Origin of the sequence: Agromyces binzhouensis (assembly GCF_004135055.1) — a bacterium.
Lineage (GTDB): Bacteria > Actinomycetota > Actinomycetes > Actinomycetales > Microbacteriaceae > Agromyces > Agromyces binzhouensis.
This window is the reverse complement of record NZ_SDPL01000244.1, coordinates 1-4,618: the sequence shown is the minus strand read 5'-3', so window position 1 is coordinate 4,618 and position 4,618 is coordinate 1. Positions and strand designations below refer to the sequence as shown.

Here is a 4,618-nt window from a genome sequence, read left to right as displayed (position 1 = left end):
GGCGCGCCGTCGACGAACGGCTCGCGCGGTCCCGCACCGCGCCGCCGCGCCGCGCACCACGCCGTCGACACCTCCACCGGCGACGCCGTGACGGCGCCGATGCAGGCCACCGTCGTCAAGGTCGCCGTCGCCGCGGGCGACAAGGTCGTCAAGGGCGACCTCGTGCTCGTGCTCGAGGCCATGAAGATGGAGCAGCCCATCGTCGCCCACAAGGACGGGGTCGTGGGCCTCGTGAACGCCGAGCCCGGCGCGACCGTATCGAGCGGGCACCTGCTCCTCTCGATCGCCGACGCGTAGTCGAGCGGTCCCGGGAGCATCGCTCCGGCGCGCCGCCGCACGACCCGGCGCCTCGGCCCGGGAATCGCTCGGACCGCGGCCGGCGGGTCAGCGCACGACGTGCAGCGCGCGCGCGGCGTCGGTCAGCGAGCCCGTGAGCGACGGGTAGACCGGGAACGCCTCGGCGAACTGGTCGACGGTGAGCCGGTGCTCGACGGCCAGCGCGAGCGGGAAGATCAACTCGGACGCCTTGGGCGCGACGATGACGCCGCCGATGATGGCGCCCGAGCCCGCCGAGGCGAACAGCTTCACGAACCCGTCGCGGATGCCCATCATCTTGGCGCGCGGGTTCGACGCGAGCGGGAGCTTGTAGACGATGCCCGGCACGACGCCCTCGTCGATCTCCTTCTCGGTCCAGCCGACGGTCGCGATCTCGGGCTGGGTGAAGATGTTCGAGGTGATGTTGCGGTTCTCCGGCGGGTTCACGATGTCGCCCATCGCGTGGAACACGGCCGTGCGACCCTGCATCGAGGCGACGGACGCCAGCGGCAGGAACGTCGTGCAGTCGCCCGCGGCGTAGATGTTCGGCATCGACGTGCGCGCGACGCGGTTGACGCGGATGTGACCCGACTCGGCCAGCTGCACGCCGGCCTCCTCGAGGCCCAGGTCGGCCGTGTTCGGGACCGAGCCGACCGCCATGAGGCAGTGCGAGCCGCGCACCTCGCGGCCGTCGGAGAGCGTCGCGAGCACGCCGTCACCGTCGACCACGACCGAGTCGGCGCGCGACTTCGAGAGGACCTTCATGCCGTTGCGCTTGAACACCTTCTCGATGACGGCGGCCGCGTCGGCGTCCTCGCCGGGGAGCACGTGCTCGCGGCTGGAGATGAGCGTGACCTTCGCGCCGAGCGCACGGTAGGCCGACGCGAACTCGGCCCCGGTGACGCCGGAGCCGACGACGATGAGGTGCTCGGGCACCTGCTTCAGGGCGTAGAGCTCCGTCCACGTCAGGATGCGCTCGCCGTCGGGCACGGCCGAGGGCAGCACGCGCGGCGTGGCGCCGGTGGAGATGACGAGCGTGTCGGCGTCGATGCGGTCGAAGTCGGTGCCGCCCTTCGCGGTCGCGACGATGAGGGCGTTCGGTCCGTCGAGCCGGCCCTCGCCCTGCACGAGCCGCACGCCCGCGTCGATCAGGTTCGTGCGCATGTCCTCCGACTGCTGCGCAGCGAGGCCGAGGAGCCGCTTGTTGACGGCCTGGAGGTTGATCGCGACGTCCGGCTTCACCGCCTTCGCGTCGCCGCCGCGGGCGAAGAACTGCACGCCGAGGTCGGCGGCCTCCTTGACGGCGTTCGAGGCCTCCGCGGTGGCGATGAGCGACTTCGACGGGACCACGTCGGTGAGCACGGCCGAGCCGCCGACGCCGGCGCGCTCGACGAGCGTGACCTCCGCCCCGAGCTGCGCGGCGGCGAGGGCGGCCTCGTACCCGCCCGGCCCACCCCCGAGTACGGCGATCCTCTGGGTGCGCTCGAAGGTGGTGTGCATCCCCCCATTCTCACGCACGCGCAGGCGCGCGCGCGAACGCGGGCGGGCGAGCGGATGGCGCGCGCAGACGAGCACGGGCGCGCGCACGCCGTGCCGCGGCATCCGCCCCTTGCGTACGATGAGGGGATGCAGCAGCAGAATCCCCTCGACGACCCCGCCGCCGATCCGTTCGCCGTCGCACGCGACGCGGCCGCTCGCATCGCGGAGCTCACGGGTGTCGAGCGCCACGACGTCGCGCTCACGCTCGGCTCGGGTTGGGGCGCCGCCGCCGAGCTCATCGGCGAGACCACGCACACGATCGCCGCGGACGAGGTCCCGGGGTTCTCGAAGCCCGCCCTCGAGGGCCACGTCGGGACGCTCCGCTCGGTCGCGCTGCCCGACGGCCGGCGAGCGCTCGTGATCGGCGCGCGCACCCACTACTACGAGGGCCACGGCGTGCGTCGGGTCGTCCACTCGGTCCGCACCGCCGCGGCCACGGGCGCGACGACGATGATCCTCACCAACGGCGCCGGCGGCATCAAGGAGCACTGGACCCCGGGCAGCCCCGTGCTGATCAGCGACCACATCAACCTCACGGCCGACTCGCCGCTCGAAGGCGCGACGTTCGTCGACCTCACCGACCTGTACTCCGCGCGCCTGCGCGGCATCGCGAAGGGCATCGACCCGTCGCTCGACGAGGGCGTGTACGTGCAGTTCCGCGGCCCCCACTACGAGACGCCGGCCGAGGTGCAGATGGCCAAGGCCATCGGCGGGCACATCGTCGGGATGTCGACGGCGCTCGAGGCCATCGCGGCGCGCCAGGCCGGCATGGAGGTCCTCGGCATGTCGCTCATCACCAACCTGGCGGCGGGCATCCAGACCACGCCGCTCAGCCACGAGGAGGTCATCGAGGCCGGCCGCACGGCCGAGACGAAGATCTCCGACCTGCTCGCGAAGGTCGTCGCGGCGATCTAGGCCGCGACCCACACGACCACCCGGAACGCCACGCGCGGCGGGCCGCCGCCCGCCGCATTCGAGAGAGAAGGCAACGGATGCCGCACCTCACCGACGCCGACCGCATCGCCCGCGCCGAGGCGTGGATCGCCCAGGACCCCGACGCCGAGACGCGCGAGGAGCTCGCCGCGATCGTGGCGCGCGTGCGCGACGGGGATGCCGAGGCATCCGCCGACCTCGCCGACCGCTTCGACTCGCGGCTCGCCTTCGGCACCGCCGGCCTGCGGGGCGAGATCGCCGCCGGCCCGAACCGCATGAACCGGGTGCTCGTCTCGCAGGGAGCAGCCGGCCTCGCCGGGTTCCTGCTCGAGCAGGCGACGGATGCCGCGCCCCCGAGCGTGGTGGTCGGCTACGACGGGCGCCGGAACTCCGAGGCGTTCGCGCGCGATGTCGCCGAGGTGATGGCGGGCGCGGGCGTGCGCGCCATCCTCCTCCCCAGGCTCCTGCCCACGCCCGTGCTGGCCTTCGCCGTGCGGCACCTCGACACGAGTGCGGGCGTCATGATCACGGCCTCGCACAACCCGCCGAACGACAACGGCATGAAGGTCTACCTCGGCGGCGCCGACGAGGGGTCGCAGATCGTGGCCCCGGCGGATGCCGAGATCGCCGGCCAGATCGATCGGGTCGCCGCGACGACCCCGGTCACCGAGCTCCCGCGCGGCGCGTTCGAGACCGCCGGCGAGTCCGTCGTCGACGCGTACGTCGCCGCGACGGCGGCCATCGCGACGGCTCCGGCCGCACAGCCCCGCGTCGTCTACACGGCCATGCACGGAGTCGGATGGGAGACGATGCGTCGCGTCCTCGAGGCCGCGGGCTTCGAGGCACCGGATCTCGTCGCCGAGCAGATCGAGCCCGACGGCCGCTTCCCGACCGTCGCCTTCCCGAACCCCGAGGAACCGGGCGCGATGGACCTGTCGTTCGCGGCGGCGCGCGAGGCCGGCGCCGACCTCGTCATCGCGAACGACCCCGACGCCGACCGGCTCGCCGTCGCGATCCCCGACGACGCCGAGCCCGAGGGCTACCGCCGCCTGACCGGCAACGAGGTCGGGCTCCTGCTCGGCTGGCAGGTCGCCGAGCAGGTCGCCGGATCGCAGGCGGCGGCGGGTGGGGCGGATGCCTCGGGCTCCCCGGGCACGCTCGCGTGCTCGATCGTCTCGTCCCCCGGGCTCGAGGCGGTGGCACGCGCCCACGGGCTCGACTTCCGGGCGACGCTCACCGGGTTCAAGTGGATCTCGCGCGCACCCGGGCTGGTCTTCGGGTTCGAGGAGGCCCTCGGCTACCTCGTGAACCCCCGCACCGTCCGGGACAAGGACGGCATCTCGGCCGCGATCGCGTTCCTCTCCCTCGCCGCGCGACTCGCCGCCGAGGGGCGGACGATCGCCGACCACCTCGACGAGTTCGCACTGCGGTTCGGGCGCTTCGACTCGACCCAGGTGTCGATCCGCGTGACCGACCTGTCGCGCATCGCCGACGTGATGGCCCGGCTGCGCGCCGAGCCGCCGACCGAGGTGGGCGGCATCCGAGTCGATCGGATCGACGACCTCGCCGCCGGAATCGACGGGTACCCGCCGGCGGACGTGCTCCGCCTCGTGTTCGAGGGCGGCGCTCGCGTGATGGTGCGTCCGAGCGGCACCGAGCCGAAGCTCAAGGTGTACATCGACGCGGCGGCGACCGAGGGCTCGCTCGAGGAACGTCGTGTCGCGGCCTCCGATGCCGTGGCCCGCCTGGAGGCCGGGATGCGCGCGCTCGTCGCCTGACGCGCGCGCGGCGCGGCCTCGGCGGGTCCGAGCCGCCTCCGCGAGACCGAGCC

General features: G+C 73.5%; 4 protein-coding genes. 3 read left to right on the top strand and 1 reads right to left on the bottom strand.

All coding sequences use genetic code 11. The annotated features are described in order from the left end of the window. On the top strand, positions 1–297 hold a 297-nt coding region (locus tag ESO86_RS11740; protein WP_340638852.1), incomplete at its 5' end, for an acyl-CoA carboxylase biotin carboxyl carrier protein subunit. Between the two features lie 87 nt (positions 298–384). On the opposite strand, the gene ESO86_RS11735 is transcribed toward ESO86_RS11740, so the two are convergent. Beyond that, positions 385–1,815 carry an NAD(P)H-quinone dehydrogenase gene (locus tag ESO86_RS11735; RefSeq protein ID WP_129235200.1) on the bottom strand — a complete coding sequence of 477 codons (1,431 nt, stop codon included), beginning with the start codon at positions 1,813–1,815 and terminating at the stop codon, positions 385–387. A gap of 126 nt (positions 1,816–1,941) precedes the next feature. On the opposite strand from ESO86_RS11735, the gene ESO86_RS11730 reads away from it, so the two are divergent. Both ESO86_RS11730 and ESO86_RS11725 read left to right on the top strand, forming a co-directional pair. After that, entirely contained in the window at positions 1,942–2,769 is an 828-nt protein-coding gene (locus ESO86_RS11730) for a purine-nucleoside phosphorylase (protein WP_129235199.1), read from the top strand. A 77-nt stretch (positions 2,770–2,846) separates the two neighbouring features. Next, the gene (locus ESO86_RS11725; RefSeq protein WP_129235198.1) at positions 2,847–4,565 is read left to right on the top strand and encodes a phospho-sugar mutase; all 1,719 of its coding nucleotides are present in this window, start codon (positions 2,847–2,849) and stop codon (positions 4,563–4,565) included. Positions 4,566–4,618: the final 53 nt, after the last annotated feature.